Origin of the sequence: Corynebacterium sp., assembly GCF_030535495.1 — a bacterium.
Lineage (GTDB): Bacteria > Actinomycetota > Actinomycetes > Mycobacteriales > Mycobacteriaceae > Corynebacterium.
Genome location: NZ_JAUNRW010000019.1, coordinates 1 through 19,987, shown reverse-complemented (window position 1 = coordinate 19,987; position 19,987 = coordinate 1). Strand labels below are relative to the sequence as shown.

18 protein-coding genes are annotated in these 19,987 nt (G+C 66.2%); 14 read left to right on the top strand and 4 right to left on the bottom strand.

The features are described 5' to 3' along the window. The first annotated feature begins 38 nt into the window (after positions 1–38). Complete coding sequence (locus Q4F73_RS04260) at positions 39–863, top strand: hypothetical protein (RefSeq protein ID WP_303358122.1); 825 nt, start codon at positions 39–41, stop codon at positions 861–863. Between the two features lie 121 nt (positions 864–984). After that, positions 985–2,079: a serine hydrolase gene (locus Q4F73_RS04255; protein WP_303358115.1), complete on the top strand. Its 1,095-nt coding sequence runs from the start codon at positions 985–987 to the stop codon at positions 2,077–2,079. 14 nt (positions 2,080–2,093) lie between these two features. Here Q4F73_RS04255 and Q4F73_RS12505 read toward each other — a convergent pair whose 3' ends face one another. The 3 genes from Q4F73_RS12505 to Q4F73_RS04245 all read right to left on the bottom strand — a co-directional run bounded on the left by Q4F73_RS12505 (position 2,094) and on the right by Q4F73_RS04245 (position 4,401). Further along, a complete protein-coding gene (locus tag Q4F73_RS12505; RefSeq protein ID WP_368660513.1) occupies positions 2,094–3,182 on the bottom strand; it encodes an ImmA/IrrE family metallo-endopeptidase in 1,089 nt (362 codons plus the stop codon). 40 nt (positions 3,183–3,222) lie between these two features. Continuing rightward, positions 3,223–3,864: a hypothetical protein gene (locus Q4F73_RS04250; protein WP_303358114.1), complete on the bottom strand. Its 642-nt coding sequence runs from the start codon at positions 3,862–3,864 to the stop codon at positions 3,223–3,225. A 72-nt stretch (positions 3,865–3,936) separates the two neighbouring features. Beyond that, positions 3,937–4,401: a hypothetical protein gene (locus Q4F73_RS04245; RefSeq protein ID WP_303358113.1), complete on the bottom strand. Its 465-nt coding sequence runs from the start codon at positions 4,399–4,401 to the stop codon at positions 3,937–3,939. Positions 4,402–4,500: 99 nt separating this feature from the next. Between Q4F73_RS04245 and Q4F73_RS04240 the strand changes: the two genes are divergently transcribed. The 7 genes from Q4F73_RS04240 to Q4F73_RS04210 all read left to right on the top strand — a co-directional run bounded on the left by Q4F73_RS04240 (position 4,501) and on the right by Q4F73_RS04210 (position 12,944). Next, positions 4,501–5,721: an MFS transporter gene (locus tag Q4F73_RS04240; protein WP_303358112.1), complete on the top strand. Its 1,221-nt coding sequence runs from the start codon at positions 4,501–4,503 to the stop codon at positions 5,719–5,721. A gap of 575 nt (positions 5,722–6,296) precedes the next feature. After that, positions 6,297–7,043 carry a hypothetical protein gene (locus Q4F73_RS04235; RefSeq protein ID WP_368660512.1) on the top strand — a complete coding sequence of 249 codons (747 nt, stop codon included), beginning with the start codon at positions 6,297–6,299 and terminating at the stop codon, positions 7,041–7,043. 142 nt (positions 7,044–7,185) lie between these two features. Next, a complete protein-coding gene (locus tag Q4F73_RS04230) occupies positions 7,186–8,148 on the top strand; it encodes a nucleoside hydrolase (protein WP_303358110.1) in 963 nt (320 codons plus the stop codon). An 86-nt stretch (positions 8,149–8,234) separates the two neighbouring features. Beyond that, entirely contained in the window at positions 8,235–8,993 is a 759-nt protein-coding gene (locus Q4F73_RS04225; RefSeq protein WP_303358109.1) for a LamB/YcsF family protein, read from the top strand. After that, positions 8,990–10,561 (top strand): 5-oxoprolinase/urea amidolyase family protein, encoded by a 1,572-nt coding sequence (locus Q4F73_RS04220; protein WP_303358108.1) that lies wholly within the window; start codon positions 8,990–8,992, stop codon positions 10,559–10,561. The genes Q4F73_RS04225 and Q4F73_RS04220 overlap by 4 nt, the downstream gene beginning before the upstream one ends. Before the next feature lie 6 nt (positions 10,562–10,567). Beyond that, positions 10,568–12,307, top strand: coding sequence for a biotin carboxylase N-terminal domain-containing protein (locus tag Q4F73_RS04215; RefSeq protein WP_303358107.1), 1,740 nt, complete (start codon positions 10,568–10,570; stop codon positions 12,305–12,307). A gap of 10 nt (positions 12,308–12,317) precedes the next feature. Beyond that, positions 12,318–12,944 (top strand): GntR family transcriptional regulator, encoded by a 627-nt coding sequence (locus Q4F73_RS04210; protein WP_303358106.1) that lies wholly within the window; start codon positions 12,318–12,320, stop codon positions 12,942–12,944. Between the two features lie 20 nt (positions 12,945–12,964). On the opposite strand, the gene Q4F73_RS04205 is transcribed toward Q4F73_RS04210, so the two are convergent. After that, positions 12,965–14,119, bottom strand: a complete 1,155-nt coding sequence (locus Q4F73_RS04205; RefSeq protein ID WP_303358121.1) for an NRAMP family divalent metal transporter — start codon at positions 14,117–14,119, stop codon at positions 12,965–12,967. Positions 14,120–14,409: 290 nt separating this feature from the next. Between Q4F73_RS04205 and Q4F73_RS04200 the strand changes: the two genes are divergently transcribed. The 5 genes from Q4F73_RS04200 (at position 14,410) to Q4F73_RS04180 (ending at position 19,869) form a co-directional block, all read left to right on the top strand. Further along, positions 14,410–15,198 (top strand): ECF transporter S component, encoded by a 789-nt coding sequence (locus Q4F73_RS04200; protein WP_303358105.1) that lies wholly within the window; start codon positions 14,410–14,412, stop codon positions 15,196–15,198. 35 nt (positions 15,199–15,233) lie between these two features. Further along, positions 15,234–15,926, top strand: coding sequence for an energy-coupling factor transporter transmembrane protein EcfT (locus Q4F73_RS04195; RefSeq protein ID WP_303358104.1), 693 nt, complete (start codon positions 15,234–15,236; stop codon positions 15,924–15,926). After that, positions 15,911–17,008: an ATP-binding cassette domain-containing protein gene (locus tag Q4F73_RS04190; protein WP_303358103.1), complete on the top strand. Its 1,098-nt coding sequence runs from the start codon at positions 15,911–15,913 to the stop codon at positions 17,006–17,008. The genes Q4F73_RS04195 and Q4F73_RS04190 overlap by 16 nt, the downstream gene beginning before the upstream one ends. After that, positions 17,005–18,162, top strand: coding sequence for a hypothetical protein (locus Q4F73_RS04185; RefSeq protein ID WP_303358102.1), 1,158 nt, complete (start codon positions 17,005–17,007; stop codon positions 18,160–18,162). The genes Q4F73_RS04190 and Q4F73_RS04185 overlap by 4 nt, the downstream gene beginning before the upstream one ends. Before the next feature lie 306 nt (positions 18,163–18,468). Continuing rightward, on the top strand, positions 18,469–19,869 hold the full coding sequence (locus tag Q4F73_RS04180; protein WP_303358101.1) for an NAD(P)-binding domain-containing protein: 1,401 nt from the start codon (positions 18,469–18,471) through the stop codon (positions 19,867–19,869). Positions 19,870–19,987: the final 118 nt, after the last annotated feature.

The window sequence follows — 19,987 nt, the reverse complement described above, 5'->3', positions numbered from 1 at the left end:
GAGTCACCGAGAGAACAACCGTGAAGGGAATCACCACCATGAGCTTCTTCGAGGACATTGCCGCCGCCCTGGACAATGAGGGCATCGAGTCCCGCGTGCATGACGACACCATGTTCGTGCCGATCACCTCGGATCTGGAGATCCAGTTCGTGGAGATCGATCCCCACATGCCCGCCGCGAACGTCTACATCGCCGCCGCCGACGTCGACGAGGACGACGAGAACTTCGAGGCCGTCCTCGTCTCCGTCGTCTTCTCCCTCGACGACGCCGTGGCCACCGTCGCCCGCCACGTGGCCACCGATCAGGTGGTCACGGTCCTGCGCGACCTGCTCGAGGGCACCGATGAGCGTATCGGCGACCTGGAGTTCTACCAGGATGCGGTCAACGCCAACCTGGTCCGCGCCGAGGTCGGCAACAACTCCGAACTGCAGGTGCTCGTCGAGGTCATCGCCGGTGTGCCCTCGGCCATCGTGCAGTTCGTGGCCATCGGTGAGTCCTTCGAGGACCTCATCGACCAGGCCATCGACGAGCTGTGGGAGTCCGACGGCGACGCCCAGCTGACCGAGGAGGACCGCCAGCGCATGTTCGCCGACCTCAGCGCCGAGGTGGAGCTGGAGACCGACGAGGTCCTCGACCTCGGGGTGTTCACCGACTTCGACCGGCTTTTCGACGTCATCTCCCTCGCTGCCGACCAGGCCGAGGACTGGGAGGAGCAGCTGGTGCCCTTCGACGAGGACGAGTTCGATGAGCCGGACGTGTACGACATCTTCGGCGCCGATGATGCTGACGACGATGATGCTGACGATGACGACGACGATGATGATGACGACGGCGAGTACGAGGACGACCACGACGAGGCCTGATCTTTCGTCCGGTGTCCTGTGACCTGGGCGGCTAGAATGCCCAGGTGTGCGCTGTGAGCGCTGTGTGCGCAGTGCGCGCGTGCCCGAACCCGTTGTCGAAGTGAACTGAGAGTGGTGTCTTATGGCCTTGACCTCGAAGTTTCCGGTATCGCTCGTTCGTGAGCAGATCGCGCGGGCGCGGACACGCCCGCCGGTGGAGGAACGGTGTGCGGCGGTCGACCGCAAGGTCGGGCAGATGCCCAAGGTCGGTGACGTCTCCCTGGCGCTCGAGCGCGCTGACGGTTCCTTCCGGCATGTGTTCACCACCGGGCCTCTTGATCCGAATTCGCGTTTCGCCGCGGGTTCGGTGACGAAGCTGTTCACGCATGCCATCATTTTCCGGCTTATCGACGAGCGAAAGATCAGCTACGACACGACCGTGGCCTCCCACGTTCCGGCCAGCTCCCTGGACGGACTGCACGTGATCCGCGGCGAGGATTACGGCGCGGAAATCACGGTCCGCCACCTGCTCAATCAGACCTCCGGCCTGGCGAGCTGGGAGGACGCCCGGGATCCGGGCGGACGGGATGTCATCGACCAGATCGTCGACTGGGACCGGGTCGTCAGTGTGGACGAACAGATGGAGACCGCGGCCCGCAGCGGTGCGAAGTTCCCTCCCGGACACGGCACGCGGGCCCACTTCTCGGACCTCAACGCCGAGCTGCTCAGCCAGGTCGCGCAGCACACGACCGGAAAGACTTTCCAGGAGCTGGCGTATCACTACGTCATCACCCCCCTCGGGCTGGAGCACACCACCTTCGTTCGCCCGGGGGTGCACGACTACGCGGAGGTGCAGACCCCGAAACACCCGGTGTGGTCCTCGCGCTACCTGTCGAGTTCTCTGGGTTCGGCCGGAATTCTGTCGACGGCGGTGGACCTGCTCACGTTCATCCGGGCGTTTCACACGGGCCGTATCTTCGACCTCGGGCACATCCAGAATCCGACCCTGCGCCGGATCCAGCACCGCCCCCTGCGCTACGGCAACGGAATGCTGGCCATGGGGCTGCCGAAGGCCCTCTCGCCTCTGGTGCCGGCGCCGTTGATCCTGGGCCACACCGGAGTCCACGGGGCGTTCGCTTTCTACTGCCCGTCCCGATCGGCCTATATCGCCGGATCCATCAACTCAATCGAGACCCCTCCCTTCGAGGTCATCTACCGCTACCTGGATGCGCTGTAGCGGCCGTCAAACCGCTAAAGCTTGGGTGAAGTCTCTCGGATAACTCGAAGGTGAGGCCTGTGCCCTGGCTCCTGTTGGTTTGGCGCACTTTCATTCCTTCTTGTGGGAAGTCCAATCAAGGTTGTTTGGAACGTCAACCAGTGGACATCCTCGACGGGCAGAAACAACTCCGAAGCGATGCTCTGCGGAGTATGTCGTGACGAGCGTTCTCCCGAGTACACGAAATCAAACACTCGGGAGCGTTCGTAGAAGCGAGATCCATTGGGCTCGCCGGTCTTGAACCCCCGGCGACTCAGCTCGCTACAAGCCTGTCGATATCCCCATTCACTTAGTCGCTTCACCGAATATGACTTTCGTGTCATAGCCATTGCTGAAACCTGAAAATACTCCTTCAATTTCAGTATCTGCTCGATGCTGGGATTGTGGGGAATGAACTCGATGGCACTGTCATCGGGAATGAGAAATGAAGATGCGAACCGATCTGCCTCCTTTTCCTGTTCGACATCCATAGTGAAGGACGAAGTCGTGCAGGAGTGCATAACGAGGTGTCCCAACTCGTGTGCCAGATCGAAACGCACTCCCTCAGGGGTCCTACGGCGCGCTGAGAATACATAGGGGATTCCGTCTGACCAACAAGAAAAGGCATCGACTGCTTCCGCCAATGGAGGGAGCCCGAAGACATGGACACCTTTCGATTCCAGGAGCTGGACGAGATTAGGGAGTGGTCTAGTGCCAAGTCCCCATTCCTCGCGTAGTGACCGGGCTGCTTGCTCGGGAGTTAGTCCTTCAACGCGGGGAACCTCAATGCGCGGAAGCACGAAACTGCCACGTATCCACTGTGAGATTTCGATGCCGTGACGGCCTGAAGCAAGAGCGGCGCGTTTTGCTCTGGCGGGTACTCTGGCACCGGCTCGGAAGCTCACGTCAACGTCTGTGAGCTCTGGGACCTCCGGCTTGTTGAAGTACGGGACCGGAAACTCGAGCACTTCCGACAGTCTCGGAGCCTGAGATTGTGGTGCACCGTGAGACTCATAGTTTGAAATGCTCCGGGGAGTGACGTCCAGGCTGCGCGCTAGTGAAGCTTTGGTCAGGCCTCGGCGCATTCGAGCGGTGATAATCCGAGTCGGATCCAGGAGATCCCGTTCAGGCCTCCCGAATGTAGAAGTCGACATCGTCGCCTCCGAAATCAGTGGGTAGAGAAATGTCACCGTCATACTTGATAGATGGAAGAATAACTCGCACTTTCCAGCCGGTGATAAGGCCCTCAGATACACCACTGGGCAGTGACACCTCGGCCCGGACTCCCTGCCTATCTGCGCGATAGAGGAGTAGCCACTCGCCGAAAGGCGGGCCCGAAAGGTCGGGGACACTCGTTGATCCGCTGAGCGGGAGACCGATAGTCAGTTGTTCATATTGGGCTGCTTCCAAGCCAGGGCCCTTCCTCCTGGCCACATTTGGATCCTGCTGCGAGGCAGTGAGTTCGTTTCCCCCAACTGCGACGAGTATGTACTTTCCGGAGCTGTGGGAGATCCTGGGGCGACCGAACTTATTGTCGCAGCTCCATTCCGGACCTGTCGAGTGGCTGCGTCGAAGGGTGGCGCTGGTCTCGGACCAGAAGTAGAACCCTGGTGCATTGACAGGGTGAAAGCTGTCGGTGTTGGCCGCCGCCGTGCCACCGCTATTGAGGGCGGCGACGATGTGTTCGAGGCTTACATCCATTTGCGCCAGGTACTGCTCGGCGTCATCAGGGTCGATCACGATTGGAGTCGGGAAGGGTGAGGTCATTCGAAAGCTCCTAGAAGTTGGTTCTCAGTTTATTGCTTGAAACCGGAAAAAGTCCAGCTAGTGAGGGTGTCGTCAGGCTGCGGCGCTGAATCCCGCGAACAGGGAGGCGGGGGAGTGGACGGGGCGGAAGGCGGCGTCGACCAGCCAGACGAACGTGGCAGCGCGGCCGGAGGGGATCTCATGGACGGCGTCGACCAGTGAGTTCTCCACAAGTGCCCGTACCCAGCCTTCCGCACGGGCAGGATCGACCGAGCCGTGCTGGTCGGTGATGCGGATCGTGATGAGGTAGGCGGGTTCGCGCTCCTCGCCGAAACCGAGGACGCGGGCCTGGACGCGTTCGCTGACCCGATGACGAGTGAGGGTCATGGTCAGGCCGTCCGGGAGCTGCTTGCCCGGTGGGCGCCACGAGGCCTGCGGGCGGGCGAGGGAACGCGGGTGGCGGAGGATCGACTGGAGGTCACGGAGGGTGTCCGCACGGTGGCGGCGCAGATCGACGGCGACGGCGGACGGGGACTGGGGCAGGTGGTTGATTGTCATGGCTCGCACTCTAGAAGCAGGGGACAACACGTATGTTCGAGTCTCGAACAACTGTACGACACTTGGTCGAATTGACGCAAGGGGTACTGTGAGCGGTATATGACAGATCAACACGTGCGCCCGAAGATCCCCACGGAGATCTGGGTGCTGGTGGCTGCGGCCTTTATCATCGCCCTCGGCTACGGCCTCATCGCGCCGATCATCCCGCAGTTCGCCGTCAGCTTCGACGTCTCCATGGCCGCCGCCGGCGCCGTGGTGTCGATTTTCGCTGCCTCGCGCCTGCTGTTCGCGCCTGTTTCGGGCCGACTCATCGATGCCGTCGGTTCGCGCAAGGTCTATCTGACCGGCCTCATGACCGTCGCCGTGGCCACCGCCCTGGTCGCCGGCGCCCAGGAGTACTGGCACATTCTGCTGCTCCGGGGCATAGCGGGTATCGGTTCGACGATGTTCACGGTTTCCGCCATGGGACTCATCGTGCGTCTGGCGCCCCCGGAGGCCCGCGGCCGCGCCTCGGCTGTCTATGCCACCGCCTTCCTGGTCGGCAACGTCATCGGCCCGGTGGTCGGTGCGGCACTGTCGATGATCGGCATGCGCGCACCCTTCGTCATCTACGGTGCTTCCGTGGCACTCGCGGCGTTCGTGGTGTGGTGGAAGATGCCGCGCCGCGCAGGGGACGGGGCCGGGCAGAAGAAGGACACGCAGCCGCCGATGGAGTTCGGTGAGGCGGTCCGGGACAGCGCCTACCGCTCCGCGTTGTTCTCCGGTTTCGCCTTCGGCTGGGTCAACTTCGGCGTGCGCGTGGCCACCCTGCCGTTGTTCGCCGCTGCGGTCTTCGAACACGGTGGAGCGATCGCCGGGTTGGCCATGGCCGCCTTCGCCTTCGGCAACGCCGTCGTGCTGCAGTTCTCCGGGCGCCTCGCGGACACGGTGGGGCGCAAGCCGCTGGTGATCTGGGGTCTGGTGATCAACGCGATCTTCACCGGCGCCATTGGTTTCGCCGACAGCTTCTGGCCGCTGCTCATCGTCTCCGCGCTCTCCGGTGCGGGCGCGGGCATGCTCAATCCGGCGCAGCAGGCGGTGCTGGCCGATGTCATCGGTAACCAGCGTTCCGGCGGCAAGGTGCTGGCCAACTTCCAGATGTCGATGGACCTCGGTGCGATCATCGGTCCCATCCTCATCGGTTCCGTTGCCCAGAGTTACGGATTTGAGGCGGGCTTCCTGATCTGTGGTGTCATCGGTCTGGCGGCGGCCGTGGTGTGGGCCTTCGGCCGCGAGACCCTCGAGGGCGGTCGGGGAGTGGACCTGCAGAAGGTGTCCTGAGGGTCCTCCAGAGCGCATCTTCGTCGACTGCGGCAGACTGAGGGTGAACTAGGCAGTGGTAGCGGACGGAGTTGATGCAGTGTCAGAACTGGAATCCCCATCAGATGTCGTGAGTTTGGACCAACGAAGGCAGCTGAAGGAAAGGCGCAGGGATTTGGTGGCAGCTGTTGAGTTATCGAACACCGGAGCTCACCCGTTTAAAGGTGTTGTCGAAGACGGAAGGGAAGGCCCGAGCTCCCAGGGTTGGATGCGCTGATACCCCTGCCGCACTGGGAGAGGGCGATAAGCGCGGTTGAGTCCCTCTCCCGTGACACACTAAGCGCCGCACAATTACTTCTACCCGCGGAGTGGGGAGTGGACACGCGATCAGTTGACCGGCTGTTGGACTATGTACTTGGACGCAGGAACTATGCTGTCGAGGAACTAGGCAGGTTTGCTGCCACAGGACCCAAAGGGAGGCGCAGGTGAGGGTTACTTACTGGACGATTCGCGCTGTACCCGACGCACTTCGAATCGCAGAGTTCGGTATCGGAATTGTCGCCTTTGGGCCTGACTCCGGAACGGTGGAGTGTCGAATGGCGGCTGCCGAGGATCGGGTGTGGGGCCATATTCCACACAAGACCCAGATCCGACGCTGGCTGCAGGACCTGTGCGGTCGGCTGGGTGAGCTGGGGCGTGAGGCGCAGCTCGAACTCGATCACCGATCAACCGTTCCTGAACTCATGGGGCGGATGCAGCGGCAGATGCACAATGTCGTTCGCATCGACGCTCCGAGCGTCGCTGCAGGTCGATCAGTGGCGGAGGTTGCTGATCTTATGTTCGCCCTTCGTATTTCAGCAGAGCCCGGGGAAAAGCCGCAAGCGGGAACTCGGGCCGTACGCAGATCTATGCTGCAAGAGTATCGAGGTCGGGAACACCTGCGTGCAGCTCTGCACATTCGGCCGCAGTTAATCCTTGGGGGACGGGTGTCTCGACTAGACGCTGCGGTGGTGGACGACAGTGTTCTGGAAATTAATCGGGCTTTCTCTTTCGCTGTCACACCCTCCAGTGAAGTCGAGGACCGAACGGATGCCTGGACATATCGCGTCGAGCAACTGCGAAGGAGTGGCGGCACTTTGATCTCGACGCAGGGACAACAGTGGGAATTGGGAAGTGACACGCCTGTCTGCACCGTCTTTGAAGCTCCGAAGTCCACTGAGCAGAGAGAACTATTCAAGCAGGCGACCAGTGACTGGGAGGAGCTCGACATTCACATGATAAATGTCGCTGACATCGCCGCACACGCAGATGGACTCGATTTAGACTTGTCTAAATCTGCATAGCCGATGTTGATTGAGCCACCCGCGCCTGGTTCGTTCACAAGAATCAGATAGCAATGTTGCACTGACCGGCACCCAGAGTTTTCGCCGGGCCTGCGGAAACCGAAGGGTACTTTCTAACTTACCGCCGCTACCCTCGATAACCATGACCCCCGTTCTCATCGACTGCGATCCCGGCATCGACGACACCCTCGCGCTGCTCTATCTCGCCGGCCTCCACCGCGCCGGCGAGATAGAACTCGTCGGTGTCACCACGACCGCCGGCAACACCACCGCGGAGCAGGCGGCGGGCAACGCCCGCTGGGTCCTCGACAAGATGCTTATCGACGTCCCCGTTCTTCCCGGCCGACCCCACCCCGCGAGCACGCCGTTGGTCACCACCCCGGAGACCCACGGTCCCACCGGGCTCGGGTATCTTGACGTCCCCGCTGCCACGGCCTCGGCAGCCTCCGCAGCCGCCGACGGGGAGGGGTGGGCTGGGATGTGGGCGGGGAACGTCGATAAGCATCCCGACCTGCATCTCATCGTCACCGGCCCACTGACCAACCTGGACGCCTTCCGGACAAGTCACCCGGAGCACTACGCGCGCATCGCGAAGATCACGGTCATGGGCGGGGCCGTGAACTACCGGGGCAACACCACGCCGACGGCCGAGTGGAATTTCTGGGTGGACCCGCACGCGGCGGCGGGCGTGTTCGAGCACCCGCCGACAGCGAAGGTCACCCTCTGCTCCCTGGAGGTGACCGAACGTTTCCTCATCGACCCGCCGCGCCTGGCATCTCTCGTTGACGCTCTCGCCGGGCACCCGATGGCTGAGCATCTGCCGGACATCCTGCGCTTCTACTTCGAGTTCCACGAAGCGCAGGGGGAGGGATATCAGGCCCAGATCCACGACCTGCTCACCTGCATGATCGCCTTGCGCGCCATCGCATTCGAGGACATCTCCACCACCATCGCGGTGGAGGCCCACAGCGAGCTGCTGCGTGGCACCTCGGTGGCGGATCTGCGCGGGCACTGGGACCGTTCCCACAATGCGCGCCTGGTCACCGACGTGGACATCGATGCCGCTCACCGCGAGTTCCTGCGGGCCGTCGGGGAGCTCGCGTAGGTGTGACCCCACTATGACGCACTTCACTTCTGTGTCTCACGCCGCTACACTCAACATTGTTCAACAATCTCGAGGAGGAGCGTGGCATGACACAGATCGACCTCAATGCCGATCTCGGTGAAACCACCGCCGGCAACCCCGTCGCCGATGACGCCGCCATGATCGAGCTGGTCTCCAGCGCCAACGTCGCCTGCGGTTTTCATGCCGGAGACCCCCATGACATCGCCCGCACCGTCGAGGCCGCGGCCGCCCGGTCGGTGACGGTCGGAGCGCACGTCGGCTACCGCGACGCCCCCGGCTTCGGACGCCGCTTCATCGACTACGCCCCGGCAGAACTCGCCGACGAGGTGCTGTACCAGATCGGTGCGCTGGAGGCGCTGGCGCGCAAACACGGGACCACCGTCCGCTACGTCAAGCCCCACGGCGCGCTCTACAACGCCATCGTCCACCACGAGAAGCAGGCCCGAGCCGTCATCGACGGCATTCGTGCCTTCGGCGGGGATCTCGCCGTCATGCTGCTGCCGGGTGGTGTCGCCGTCACGCACGCGGAGAAGGCCGGTCTGCGGGTCATCGCGGAGGCGTTCGCCGACCGCAACTACCTTCCCGACGGCACGTTGGTCGCCCGCTCGCGACCCGATGCCGTGCTCAGCGACCCGGAGGCCGTCGCCGCCCGCGTCCTGCAGCTGGCCGATTCCGGCACCGTCACCGCCGTCGACGGCACGATCCTGCCGGTCAACGCCACCTCGGTGTGTGTCCATGGCGATTCCCCGGGTTCGGTGGCCATGACGCGGTCGATCGTCGACCGTCTCACCGCGGAGGGCATCGAGATCCGGAGCGTGCTGTGAGCGGAGATCCTGTCATCCGGCGCGTGGGCTCCCGGGCGCTGCTCGTCGACCTGCCGGACCTGCCCACCGTCATGGCCTGGCACGCCGCCCTGGTCGCCGATCCCGTCGACGGGCAGATCGACGTCATCGCCGCCGCCCGCACCGTCCTGGTGAGCACGGATTCGCCACGCTCGGCAGCGCGCGCCGCAGCACACCTGCGCACCTTCACCCCGCCCCGGGTGGAGCACTCCGCCTCCCGCGAGATCACCATCGACGTCTGCTATGACGGCGCTGACCTGCCGGAGGCCGCTGACCTTATCGGCATGTCACCGGCCGCACTCATCGACTGGCACACCTCCCAGACGTGGAAGGGTGCCTTCGGCGGCTTCGCCCCCGGCTTCACCTACTGCGTCCCGGCCGATCCAGCCGACGCCCTCGACATGCCCCGCCGCTCCTCCCCGCGCACGGAGGTGCCCGCCGGCGCCGTCGGACTGGCCGGGGACTTCTCGGCGGTCTACCCGCGGCCGTCCCCGGGAGGGTGGCAGCTCATCGGTACCACGGCCACCCCGATGTGGGACTCCACGTCCCAGCCCCCGGCCCTTATCGCCCCCGGTGACAGCGTCCGGTACCGGGCGGTGCGCGAGCTGGTCGCGGTGACGGTGCGGTCGCAGGGGGACGTCGATAAGCACGACACCCCCTCCCGCCCGGTCCTGCGGATGGAGGACCCCGGCCTGCTGACCCTGATCCAGGACCTCGGGCGCCCGGGCCACGGCAACCTCGGCGTGACCGAATCCGGAGCCGCCGACCAGGCGGCGGCGCGGGCGGCGAACGCGGCTGTCGGCAACGCGTCGACCTGCGCGGTCCTGGAGAACATCGGCGGGCTGGACGTGCGTGCCCTCGTGGACACGGTCGTCGCGGTGACCGGGGCCGCCAGCGAGGTCACGGTGCGGGGTCGGGCCCTCGAGCTCGGCACCCCCGCCCTGCTCGGCGCCGGAGACCACCTCCGCATCGCACCGCCCACGCTGGGGCTGCGTTCCTACCTGGCGGTGCGCGGGGGTGTGGTGGCCAGCGAGGTCCTCGGATCCCGGGCCACCGACATGCTCTCCGGCCTCGGCCCGCAGGCGGTCACCGGCGGCGACATCGCAGCCGGAATCTCCCCGCACACCTCCTCGGACCACCAGGTGGGCAATCCGCTGCGCGTCACCGAGCGCGAGGGAAAAACCCATGCCGAACTCCGGTGCATCCCCGGCCCCCGTGACGACTGGTTCCGGGCCGGCATCGCCACGTTGACCTCCCAGATGTGGCAGGTCAGCGGCCAGTCCAACCGCGTGGGACTGCGCCTGGAGGGCCACCCCCTCGAGCGCAGCCGCAGCGGTGAGCTGGCCAGTGAAGGCATCGTCGCCGGTTCCATCCAGATCCCGGCGAACGGCCTGCCTGTCGTCTTCCTGCGCGACCATGCCGTCACGGGTGGTTATCCGGTGGTGGCCACCGTCGTCGCCGAGGACCTCGACATCGCCGGGCAGCTCCCGCCCGGCGGCACCGTGAGCTTCGTTCCCGTTGACCCTGACACCCTCGAACCCGAAAGCTGAAGGCACATGAGCACCCTGAAGGCCGTCCTCATCGCCAACCGTGGCGAGATCGCCGTCCGCATCGCCCGGGTCGCCCGTGACCTGGGCATCCGTTCCATCGCCGTCTACTCGGAGCCGGACACCGGCGCCCTGCACACCCTCGTCGCGGACGAGGCGTATCAGTTGCCCGGTTCCAGCTCCGGTGAGACGTATCTCAACCAGGCCGCGCTTATCGACGTCGCCCTGCGCGCCGGCGCCGACTGCCTCCACCCCGGCTACGGGTTCCTGTCGGAGAACTCCGGGTTCGCCCGCGCCGTCGGCCAGGCCGGACTGACGTGGATCGGGCCGACCCCGGAGAACATCGACACCCTCGGCGACAAGGTGGCCGCACGCCACATCGCCATGGAGGTCGGCGCCCCACTGGCCCCCGGCACCCCGGACCCCATCGCCGACTGGCAGGAGGCGAAGGACTTCGCCACGGAACACGGCCTGCCGATCGCCATCAAGGCGGCCTTCGGCGGCGGGGGCCGCGGCCTCAAGGTCGTCGACGCGATGGAGGACATCGAGGACGCGTTCGCCGCAGCGGGCCGGGAGGCGCAGGAGGCCTTCGGGCGGGGCGAGTGCTACGTGGAGAAATTCCTCACCCGACCCCGCCACGTCGAGGCCCAGGTGCTCGCCGATGTCCACGGCAACGTCCGGGTGCTGGGCACGCGCGACTGCTCGACGCAGCGCCGCTACCAGAAGCTCATCGAGGAGGCCCCGGCACCTTTCCTCAGCGCGGAGCAGAACACGGCCATCATCGAGGGTTCGCGCAGCATCTGCGAGCGCGCCGGGTACGTCGGTGCCGGAACCGTCGAATTCATCGTCTCCGAGGACGGCACCGTCTCCTTCCTGGAGGTCAACACCCGCGTCCAGGTCGAGCACCCGGTGACCGAGGCGGTGACGGGCATCGACATCATCGCCGAGCAGTTCCGCATCGCCGCCGGTGAGACACTCAGCTTCACGGAAGATCCGCAACCGCGCGGGCACGCCTTCGAGTTCCGCATCAACGCCGAGGACATCTCCCACGGCTTCGTGCCCAGCCCGGGAACGGTCACCACCTTCGAGGCCCCCACCGGTCCGGGCATCCGCGTCGATACCGGCGTGCGCTCCGGCTCCGAGGTCCCCGGCTTCTACGATTCGCTGCTGGCGAAGCTCATCGTGTGGGGTCCTGACCGGCAGGTCGCCCTGACACGCGCCGCCCGGGCGCTGCAGGAGATGCACGTGCGCGGAGTGCGCACGGTCATCCCCTTCCACCGCGACATGGTCACCCACCCGGCGTTTTCGGGTGATCGCCTCGAGGTATTCACCAACTGGGTGGACACCGAGTACACCCCGCAGGTGGCCGAGGTGGTCGGGGACATCGACCACGTCTACGCAGAGCGGGAGGAGATCGTCATCGAGATCGACGGTCGCCTGCACCGGGTGGGCATCCCCACCGACGTGTTCGGCCGCGCCGCCGCGCCGGCACAGCCGACCGGGGAGACGACCGGGCAGGCAGCTGCCGAACCGGAGGCGGAGGGTGCCATCATCTCGCCTTTCGCCGGTTCGCTGGTCGCCTGGCAGGTCGAGGACGGCGCCGAGGTGACCGCGGGCCAGGCCGTGGCCAGCGTCGAGGCGATGAAAATGGAGAGCGCCGTCAAGGCCCCGGCCGCGGGCACCCTGCGCATCGCGGTGCAGCCGGGGGAGAAGGTGGACAAGGGCATGGTGCTGGGCACCATCTCCTAGACTGGCTGGCATGCGTGCTGAATCTGCTGCCGCGGCCATGCGCCTGGCGATCTCCGAAGGCGAGTTCGCACCCGGTGAGCAGCTCATCGAAGTAGACATGGTCGAGCGGCTCGAAGTCTCCCGCAACACGGTGCGGGAGGCTTTCGCCATGCTCATCGCCGACGGGCTGCTGATACGAATCCGCAATCGGGGAGTGTTCATCGCGCAGCTGGGGCCGGCGGACATCGCGGACCTCTACCTTGCCCGCGCGGCGGTGGAACCGGCGGCGCTGGCCTGGGGGGATGAGGTGGACGTCGATAAGCTGCATGCGGTCGTGGCCGAAGCAGAAAGTGCGCTCGCCCACGGGGACACCGCCGGGGTGGCGCTGGCCAACCAGCGCTTTCACCGCCGGATCGTGGCGGGTATGGGATCGGCCACCCTCAACGCGAACATGGACCGGCTGCTCGCGCGCATGCGGCTGGTGTTCCTGCAGGTCCTGCGCCGCGACCCTGATTTTCACAGCGATTACGTGGAGATCAACCGTCGCGTGGTCACCCTGCTGCAGGAGGGGAAGAAGGCGGACGCCGCCGAGGTACTGCACCATTCACTGATGCAGACCAGTCGGCGGGTCCAGGAGATTGTTGCTCAGGGCAGCTGACAGCTGCTGCGCGGTAGGCGTCAGGCGTTCCACAGGGCGGCGATGCCGGACAGGGACATGTAGCCCAGGAAGATGGTGAGCAGCCACGCCAGGCCGCCGACGATGAGCAGCCACTTCGGGTAGGTGTAACCCTGCAGCAGATCGGTGCGGCGCCAGGCCACCCACAGAACAACGGCGAAACCGATCGGCAGGATGAGGCCGTTGAAGGCACCGGCGAAGATGAGCAGGGCCTGGGGCGCGGTGTTGAGGATGAGGAAGGCCGTGGCACACACGGCGATGAAGGCGACCGTGAGCATGGTGCGCACGCGCGGGTTGGTGGCCTGGGTGGTGACGAAGGTGATCGAGGTGTAGGAGGCGCCGATGACGGAGGTCAGGCCGGCGGCCCACAGGACGACACCGAAGAAGCGCAGACCGATCTCACCGGCGGCGTGGTGGAAGGCGTCCGCCGCGGTGCTGTCCTGGGAGAGGGTGACGCCGGTGGCCACCACACCGAGGATGGCGAGGAAGAGCAGGGCACGCATAATGCCGGTGACGATGATGCCCAGCACGGATCCCTGCGTGATCTGGCGGATGTTCTCGGGTCCGGTGATGCGGCTGTCGATCATGCGGTGCGCACCGGCGAAGGTGATGTAGCCACCGACGGTGCCGCCGATGAGCGTGGTGATGACGAGGACGTCGACCTCCTCCGGGAGGACCGTGTTGCGCAGTGCCTCGCCGACCGGCGGCTGGGAGACGATGGCGACGTAGAGCATGAGCAGGATCATGACGGCGCCGAGGCCGACGACGATGCGGTCGAGCGCCAGTCCGGCCTTCTTCGACATGAAGATGAGGATGGCGATGACCGCGGAGATCGCACCGCCGAGGCGGACATCGAGACCCAGCATGGCGTTGAGACCCAGGCCGGTGCCGGCGATGTTGCCGATGTTGAACACCAGACCGCCGACGAAGACGAAGGCCGCCATGACCCATCCGAGGTAGGGCACCACGGTGTTGCCGAGCTCGTTGGCCCGCATGCCGGACACGGCCAGCACGCGCCAGACGTTGAGCTGGATGGCGATGTCCACGATGATCGACACCAGGATGGCGAAGGCGAAGGCCGCGCCCATCTGAGCGGTGAACACGCTGGTCTGGGTGAGAAAGCCTGGACCGATGGCACTGGTGGCCATGAGGAACATGGCGCCGAGCAGCGCGCTGCGGCGGGTGGCGTTCTTGGCGGCGGTGGCCGTCAGACTCCCTGTGGTGGGGGCCGAGGAGTCGTGGTCTGCGTTGCTCATTGCATTGCGCCTCTCTTTCGTGACGTGGGTCATCACCTGATGTGATGCGGGTCATCGTAAGCGATTGTTCAACAATCTGTAAAGCGCTGGATGAGTTTCGGTGCCCGCAGCAGGTGGGTTAAGATCAGCGACACCATCCGGCCCGAGGTGACATAGGGCCCGTCCCGTCGTTCCCACGCGAAGGATTTCCCATGTCACGCATCCACCTCACCCCCGTGCGCCGCGCCCTGGCGGTGGCTGGCGCGCTGCTGGTCGCCGGCACCTGGCTGTACCTGGTCCTCGTTCGCCCCACCGACTGGGATTCCGTCGGAGGCTCCACCGAGGCACTGATCACCCTCGCCGGTTACGTCGGTGGCGCGGGCCTCCTGCTGGCCGCCACCCTCCCGGCACTGCCCGCCCGCACGATCGGGGTCATTCCCGTGGCGCTGGTGCTCAACATCGTCATCGGCCAGATCGCCGGATCCGTCGGGATTCCCCTCTACCTCGACTCCGTGGGCACCGTCCTCGTCGCCGCCCTGGCCGGTCCCATCGCCGGTCTGGCCACCGGCACCCTGAGCTCCGTGGTGTGGGGCCTGCTCAACCCGGCGGCTTTACCGTTCGCGGCCGTGGCGGCGGCCACCGGATGGCTGGCGGGCGTGGCCGTGCAGAAGGGGGCCCTGACCAGGTTGTGGAAGCTGGTGGTCTCCGGCCTGCTCATCGGGCTCATCTGTGGCGCGCTGGCGGCACCTGTCGCCGCCTTCGTCTACGGCGGCACCGCCGGGGTGGGCACCGGGGCGATCGTCTCGCTGTTCCGCGAACTGGGCAACTCCCTTTTGGCCTCGGTCACCATGCAGTCCTTCATCTCTGATCCCCTGGACAAGCTCGCCGTCATGGCGGTGGTCTTCGCTGCGGTGAAGGCACTGCCCCGCAAGACCTTGCGCTCCTTCCAGCCGACACCGGCGCCCGAACACCCCGCCACCACCGAGCCCGTCCCCGCCTGACCGGGCCAGCCGCCGCCCCCACAGAGAGCCTCCCCATGCGCACGCAGTCCCGCCTCAACCCCCTGACCGCCCTGGTCACGGGGTTAAGCGCGTGGATTCTGGTCCTGGGGATCAATGACTGGCGCCTGTCGCTCAGCGTCATCGCCGTGGCGTTGGTGGCCGGGACGTGGCGCACCCGCAACCTCTCCGTCGTGGCCACCACCGTGGTCCTGGCGATCCCCGCCGCAGTCTCCATGCTGCTCATCCACGCGCCCTACGGCACCGAGCAGCTCGCCCCTCTGCTCACCCGCGACGGCCTGGCCACCGCCGCGCAGCTGAGCGTCCGCTTCACCGCACTCATGGCCTCCCTGGTGGCCGCGGCCACCTTCATCACCGTGCCTGATCTGGCGAAAGCCCTGCAGACCAGCCCCCTGGGGCCGAAGGTGGCCTACATCGTGGCCACCGCGCTCCAGCTCCTGCCGCAGGGTCGTCGGGTCGTGGACACGGTCACTGACGCCCACCGTGTCGCGGGGCGTCGTATCACCCCCGGGAACGCCATCTCGCGCGCCGCGGTCCCCGTGATGACGAATCTGCTCACCGCCAACGTGGAGAGGTCCCTGGCGCTGGAGACCGCCGGACTGGACCTGCCCGGGCGGCGCACCATCTACCGACCCGCGCCGGACAGCCCCGCCCAGCGCGTCTGGCGCATCGCGGTGCCACTGGGGGTGATCGCATGCGTCCTGATCTGACGCCGGGCACCATCACCCAGGTCATCGGGCCTTCTGGACAAGGCCTGAGCACATGGGCACGCTCACTCGGCCACCCGGTGGTCAGCCAGGACGCCCTGGCGCATGTCACCCATCTGCGGGAGACGGTCGCGGAGGAGATCGCCTTCGGCCTCGAGCAGCGCGCCGTGCCCCGCCCGGAGATGCACGAGCGGGTCCGCCGCATGGTCGACCTCGTCGGCCTTGACCCGGAAGCCTCCCCGGCGGCCCTGTCCGGAGGGCAGACCCGGCGTCTGGCGATCGCCACCGTGGCCGTTCTAGAACCAGAGATCCTCGTCCTCGACGACCCCTTCGCCGGCCTCGACCCGGCCGCGACCCGCCGCCTGCGGGACCTGTGCACCTCCCTGCCCGACACCGCCGTGCTCATCCTCGGCCACGCCGCGCAGCCGTTGCCCGGCGAGGTGTTCTCGCTTATCGACGACCACCTCACCCCCCATTCCCCTCCGCCCCCGGTGCAGCTCCCGGCGCCCGTGACCCCCGGCGCGAGCATCGACCTCGGCGAGGTCACCGGCCAGCGCGGCGGCAGGCGCAGGTGGTGGCAGTTCCGGCCCAGCGGCGCCGCCTTCCGCATCGGGCCCGTGCCCATGTCCGTCCAGGCCGGGGGAGTGCTGTGGCTGCGCGGACCCAACGGCTCCGGCAAGACGACCCTGCTGCGTGCCCTGGCGGGCCTGGACGGTGCCCCGGCCCGGGACGTCTCCCTCCTGCTGCAACGCGCCGCCGATCAGGTCGTGGAGGCCACCGTCGCGGACTTCGCCGGTCCCCGCCACCGCGAGCTCGGCCTCGACCCCGACACCCATCCGCTCGACCTGGGTGCCACCGACCTGCGGCTCGCACAGTTTCTCGCCGTGGCCTCCCTGCGCCGCCCGGTCATGGCTCTCGATGAACCCGACGTCGGCCTCGACCACCGCGGGCGCACCCTCATGCACCGCCTCATCGCCGGGGAGCTGGCGGCGGGCCGGGCGCTCGTCGTCACGTGTCACGATGACACCTTCATGGCGGAGGTCACAGAATACGCTGCGGTGGCCTCGCTTAATCTGGTCCCATGACCCGCATCCACGGCCTCGATCTGGCGCGTGCCCTGGCGATCATCGGCATGATGGCCGCCCACATGGGCCCCGAGCACTTTCTTATCGACGGCTACCCCTCCGCCCTCTTCGCCGTCCTCTCCGGTGTCTCGATGGGCATCATCGCCTCCCGCTCCGCCGGCCTCGCGCAGGCGCGGGCGGCCCTGCTCACCCGGGCCGTGATCCTCGTCGGGCTCGGCGTGGTCCTCTCGGCCGTGCAGTTCAGCATCGCCATCGTGCTCACCGCCATCGGCGTGTCCTTCCTGCTGCTTCTGCCCGTCCTGGCCTGGCGGACGCGCTGGCAGGTGGTGCTCCTGGCGGCACTGGTTATCCTCGGTCCGCTGATCGGGGCGGCGCAGGCCGCACTGTTCATCCCCTGGACCAGTGCCTTCTTCACCGACCTGCTGTTCGGGTCCTATCCGCTCACCGCCTGGCTGACCTACACGCTGCTGGGCTTACTCATCCACCGGCTGGCGCTCCAGCGGGAGACCTGGTTGCTGCTCGGCGGGCTCGTGGTGTTCGGCCTGGTGCAGGGGATCCTCCAGGTCACCGGATTGCGGCAGAGCCCCGGCGACATGCTCAACTTTGTGGGGGAGTGGCTGCAGGGTGAACCCCACTCGGGAGGGCTTCTGGATGTGCTCACTTCAGCCGGTCTGGTCGCGGCCATCATCGGAGCGTGCCTGCTGGCCTGCCGCGTGGTCGCCATCGTCTGGGCCACCTACCCGCTGCGCTGCCTCGGAGCGATGTCGCTGACCGTCTACGTCGTCCATGTGGTCATCACGAGCATCGCCAACGGCACCTTCCTCGGGGCCGGCGACAACCTGGCGATGCTGCCTGACAAGGAGATGGGAACGCTGTCGGATCACGGCGTTGCGGGTGCGGACGTCGGGTGGACCATGGAGCCGCTGCCCGATTCCCCTGACCTCGGCTTCCCGCCGCCGGACATGGACATGGCCTACCCGCTGTGGCCGAGCATGTTCTTCGCGCAGCTGGTCGGTTTCCTGGTGTTCACCTCCCTGTGGCGGTGGAAGTTCCGCCGCGGCCCGGCGGAGTGGGCAGTGAGTCGGGCGGTGACGGGGACGGTGTCGCCGCGGGTGGACCTGGAACCGGCACGCAGCACACTTTCCCGCCCCTAATAACTGCCCTTACATGCATTAAACCGCACGCTGTGATAGCCTTGCCCCTCGGGTGTGGCCCAGTCCAGAGTTTTCCATTATGAACGGCGGCCACCGCAGACCCACGACCACGGCAGGCCCTCACGGCCACGGACGGTCCCGGGTGCGGTGGCTTCCACTCTGAACTCCCCGGCCGGTGCAGTGTCCTGCGCCGCTGAGATGGCCGCCGACAGCACCAACGCAGCGCGTGCGGCGCGGCACGGGCCCGCTCAGGGCCCAGCCCTCGCACGCCACGGATCAGGGCCCGAGGGGGCCGGAAAGGCATGCTTGACTCAGCAGCGCATTGCAATCATCGGAGCCGGCCCGAGCGGAATCGCCCAGCTCAGGGCCTTCGAATCCGCCAAGGAGAAGGGGGCTGACATCCCGGAGCTCGTCTGCTTCGAGAAGCAGGACGACTGGGGTGGGCAGTGGAACTACTCCTGGCGCACCGGCACCGACCAGTACGGTGAGCCGGTCCACTCCAGCATGTACCGCAACCTGTGGTCGAACGGCCCGAAGGAGGTCCTCGAGTTCGCGGACTACACCTTCGACGAGCACTTCGGGAAGCCGATCTCCTCCTACCCGCCGCGCGAGGTGCTCTGGGATTACATCGATGGTCGCGTGAAGCAGTCGGACGTGAAGAAGCTCGTCCGGTTTGCCACCGTCGTGCGCTGGGTGGAGTTCAACGACGATACCGACACCTTCTCCGTCACCGTCGAGGACCTCAAGACCGGTGAGACCGAGACTTCCGAGTTCAGCCACGTCATCGTCGGGTCCGGCCACTTCTCCTTCCCGAACTACCCGGACTTCGACGGCATCGAGACCTTCCCCGGGGTGGTCAACCACGCCCATGACTTCCGTGGCGCGGAGAGCTTCGCCAACCAGGACGTCCTCATGATCGGCTCGAGCTACTCCGCCGAGGACATCGGCTCCCAGGCCTACAAGATGGGTGCCCGCTCGGTCACCATGAGCTACCGCACCGCGCCGATGGGGTACGACTGGCCCGAGGGTATCGACGAAAAGCCCGGCATCAAGTACATCGACGGCCAGACCGTGCACTTCGTCAACGGCGAGTCCAAGGACTTCCACGCCATCATCCTGTGCACCGGCTACCTGCACCACTACCCGTTCCTGCCCTCCGAGCTGGCGCTGCACTCGCCGAACAACATCTACCCGGAGCACCTCTACGAGGGTGTGGTCTCCGAGGCGAACAACAAGCTGTTCTGGCTCGGTGCCCAGGACCAGTGGCTGACCTTCAACATGTTCGACGCCCAGGCATGGTTCGTCCGCGACGTCATCCTCGGCCGCATCGAGCTGCCTTCCGCCGACAAGCAGCGCGAGCACATGGCCGCCTGGCGCCGGCGATTCGAGGCCATGGACGGTTACGACGATCAGATCGACTTCCAGACCGACTACGTCCGCGACCTCATCGCCCAGACCGACTACCCGATGTTCGACCTCCACGAGGTCGCCGACATCCTCAAGGCCTGGGTCAAGGACAAGAAGAACGACATCATGGGCTACCGCAACGCCACCTACCGGTCCGTCATGACGGGCACCATGGCGGCCCAGCACCACACCGAGTGGATCAACGAGCTCGACTCCTCCCTCGAGCGCTACCTCAACGCCCCCGAGGCCGACGAGGTCCGCGATATCTGGGAGGGCCGGGAGGCCGCGCAGCGTCGCTGATTCGCTTATCGACGCCCCGTGTCCTCCACCCCGCCGGCTATGTTCAGGAGGGTGGAGGACATTCTTATCGACGCCCTCGAGTCAGGCCTCATCGTTCGCGTCGTGCGACGGGTGGCGG

What these genes read in the sequence shown, in the direction of transcription:
- Q4F73_RS04260 (WP_303358122.1), top strand. Translation starts at nt 39, where the DNA reads ATGAGCTTCTTCGAGGACATTGCCGCCGCCCTGGACAATGAGGGCATC.
- Q4F73_RS04255 (WP_303358115.1), top strand. Translation starts at nt 985, where the DNA reads ATGGCCTTGACCTCGAAGTTTCCGGTATCGCTCGTTCGTGAGCAGATC.
- Q4F73_RS12505 (WP_368660513.1), bottom strand. Translation starts at nt 3,182, where the DNA reads ATGCGCCGAGGCCTGACCAAAGCTTCACTAGCGCGCAGCCTGGACGTC.
- Q4F73_RS04250 (WP_303358114.1), bottom strand. Translation starts at nt 3,864, where the DNA reads ATGACCTCACCCTTCCCGACTCCAATCGTGATCGACCCTGATGACGCC.
- Q4F73_RS04245 (WP_303358113.1), bottom strand. Translation starts at nt 4,401, where the DNA reads ATGACAATCAACCACCTGCCCCAGTCCCCGTCCGCCGTCGCCGTCGAT.
- Q4F73_RS04240 (WP_303358112.1), top strand. Translation starts at nt 4,501, where the DNA reads ATGACAGATCAACACGTGCGCCCGAAGATCCCCACGGAGATCTGGGTG.
- Q4F73_RS04235 (WP_368660512.1), top strand. Translation starts at nt 6,297, where the DNA reads ATGGCGGCTGCCGAGGATCGGGTGTGGGGCCATATTCCACACAAGACC.
- Q4F73_RS04230 (WP_303358110.1), top strand. Translation starts at nt 7,186, where the DNA reads ATGACCCCCGTTCTCATCGACTGCGATCCCGGCATCGACGACACCCTC.
- Q4F73_RS04225 (WP_303358109.1), top strand. Translation starts at nt 8,235, where the DNA reads ATGACACAGATCGACCTCAATGCCGATCTCGGTGAAACCACCGCCGGC.
- Q4F73_RS04215 (WP_303358107.1), top strand. Translation starts at nt 10,568, where the DNA reads ATGAGCACCCTGAAGGCCGTCCTCATCGCCAACCGTGGCGAGATCGCC.
- Q4F73_RS04210 (WP_303358106.1), top strand. Translation starts at nt 12,318, where the DNA reads ATGCGTGCTGAATCTGCTGCCGCGGCCATGCGCCTGGCGATCTCCGAA.
- Q4F73_RS04205 (WP_303358121.1), bottom strand. Translation starts at nt 14,119, where the DNA reads ATGTTCCTCATGGCCACCAGTGCCATCGGTCCAGGCTTTCTCACCCAG.
- Q4F73_RS04200 (WP_303358105.1), top strand. Translation starts at nt 14,410, where the DNA reads ATGTCACGCATCCACCTCACCCCCGTGCGCCGCGCCCTGGCGGTGGCT.
- Q4F73_RS04195 (WP_303358104.1), top strand. Translation starts at nt 15,234, where the DNA reads ATGCGCACGCAGTCCCGCCTCAACCCCCTGACCGCCCTGGTCACGGGG.
- Q4F73_RS04190 (WP_303358103.1), top strand. Translation starts at nt 15,911, where the DNA reads ATGCGTCCTGATCTGACGCCGGGCACCATCACCCAGGTCATCGGGCCT.
- Q4F73_RS04185 (WP_303358102.1), top strand. Translation starts at nt 17,005, where the DNA reads ATGACCCGCATCCACGGCCTCGATCTGGCGCGTGCCCTGGCGATCATC.